The sequence below is a fragment of the Bartonella sp. MU70NMGDW genome, assembly GCF_042194085.1.
GTDB classification, from domain to species: Bacteria; Pseudomonadota; Alphaproteobacteria; order Rhizobiales; family Rhizobiaceae; genus Bartonella; species Bartonella grahamii.
Genome location: NZ_JBHIMK010000207.1, coordinates 1 through 2,112, shown reverse-complemented (window position 1 = coordinate 2,112; position 2,112 = coordinate 1). Strand labels below are relative to the sequence as shown.

The 2,112-nt window shown below is 30.5% G+C and carries 1 protein-coding gene; it reads left to right on the top strand.

Annotated features, from left to right (window positions below):
* The first annotated feature begins 1,707 nt into the window (after positions 1–1,707).
* A complete protein-coding gene (locus ACFIKE_RS09780; protein WP_375649633.1) occupies positions 1,708–1,959 on the top strand; it encodes a hypothetical protein in 252 nt (83 codons plus the stop codon).
* The last annotated feature ends 153 nt before the right edge of the window (positions 1,960–2,112 follow it).

The following is a 2,112-nucleotide window of genomic DNA, read 5'->3' as shown; positions in this document are numbered from 1 at the left end:
CCGATCAGCATGCGGACAGCATTATAGGATCCATAGTTGAGAGCAAGGGTGCGCGGTCTGTTCATTGTGTTGTTCCATGGATTTTACAGTGGGAATGTCCACTGAAGAGAACGTTTTTCTGTGAAAAGTTGGCTGCTTCATATCTCCATACAGTGATTAGTTGAAAGCAGATTTCCATAACCACTCCAGAATTTAAAAGTACCTTTGGTGCATGAGGAATCTCAAAGCGTATTAACGAGTGGAAATGCTGCAACTTTGAGGTGATTATGAGGAGAAACACAAGCCTCATAAATGAGGACGATACCTTTTTAGGGAAATTGCTTGTGGATTTGTTACATACATAGCGGCTATTGTATCTAGATTTATAAAATGAACCCAAGATAGCAAGAGCATTGACATAATCAGAATTTATAGAGGTTTGTCTATTTTTTAGATACCATTCATTGATCCATAAATTGGTTTTGGGTAATTTTTTGATATCTTTTTTTATAATCATCAACAATTTATAATCCCCCCATTTCTCTCTGACTGTTTCTTCGCATCAATTTTCGTCTAAAAAAAATTATTTTCAGAACCCATCTTTATTTATTAAAAAAATTGTCTTGCAAGGTTTGTTATTTCGATCACATAAAAATTAAATTTCTTATATGACGAGGAGTGAGTATTGTATGATACATCGTGATTAAATACATAAATCTTACCATATCCTGAAATGATGATTTCCTTTTGTAAAACAGTGTCCTGAGTGGAAGCTAGATAACCGTTACTTTGATCATGGAGATAACATCTTAAAAGAGCGCTTATTGAAGATATTTTTTAATATTGCTGAAAGGGAAAGAAAATATTTTAAAACAAAGAAATTAGATGTGTGATTAAAGTTTTCATCTCATGATAAAGATGGCGAATTTTAAATTTCATCTACTATCCTTTTTTTGATTCACTGATCTGTAAAAAATATCAAATTTCTCCAATTCATCCCTCCTTAATTTTATCATTGATCATAGATATCTTCTAGCTTGCTCCAAAACGGCATCCCTTTACGAATAACGATATATTGTTTCCAAATTATAAGCCTTGCCATTGATTTTCCCGCTGATTAAATCAACTCTTCTTTTAAAAAGTGTCGTTCGAGAAAAGAACGCATCTTATCAGTTTAAAACTCTATGATCTTTATTAACCTAAAAGTAATAGCATAAAGTATAATGTAAAAAATGAATAAATTTGAATTTATGTAAAAAAAACAACCTTTTTTATTGCTGCTACGGATAAAACAAACAAATCTATATTATAAAGTAGTCAATTACTACATTGATTGTGGTTATCCATTTTGTATAATTATCATTTTATAAATACTCATATAGTTTTTAATTAAAATATCATTTCTGAATGATTTATAAGATGCTACTAAAATATTTTAAAGTCACCTATAAAGTGATTAAATTGCTCCTAGAGAGATATAAAGCCATACAGAGAAATCTACGTCTATTTTGTTGAATAAATTAGTTTTTATAGCTTTATTCTGTTTATAGAGTGTTTAATTTGTGTACAATTTATCCCTTTTTATTTTTATCGTAGATTATTCTAAATGGATTTAATAAATTTTATTAAATATAGTTAGATATGAATTTATGTATTTATTTTAAGTTGTTGTGATTGATAAAAAAATAGAAAAATATTTACAAAAAAGTTCTGTTGAGAGAAGGCTTATTGCTTATCATATTTTTACTAACATATCTTTTGTCTACCTCGCATCGCTATACTGGTATGGATACATTATTTTGTTCTAAGGTCTTTAAGGAACGTGATGATGCTATTCAGAAATTGGATTCAGAAAAGTTTGAAAAAGAAAATGCGGAGAGAAGATGGAACGATACAATGAAAATATTGGCGGTGGGAAAATATTGGCGGTGGGAAAATATTGGGGGTGGCGGTAGAGGGCTTGAAGAGAATAGCTTTTGAACAGCAGGCACTCTACTTTGCTTTGCTGCAAAATATGCAAAATAACAAGCAACTGACTTATAAATATGAAATAACACAAAAGCGGAATGCTGCAATTTTTGAACGGCTCGAGAAGGTTTTTACTTTATTTGAGCATGTTGAGAAAAGAACAGA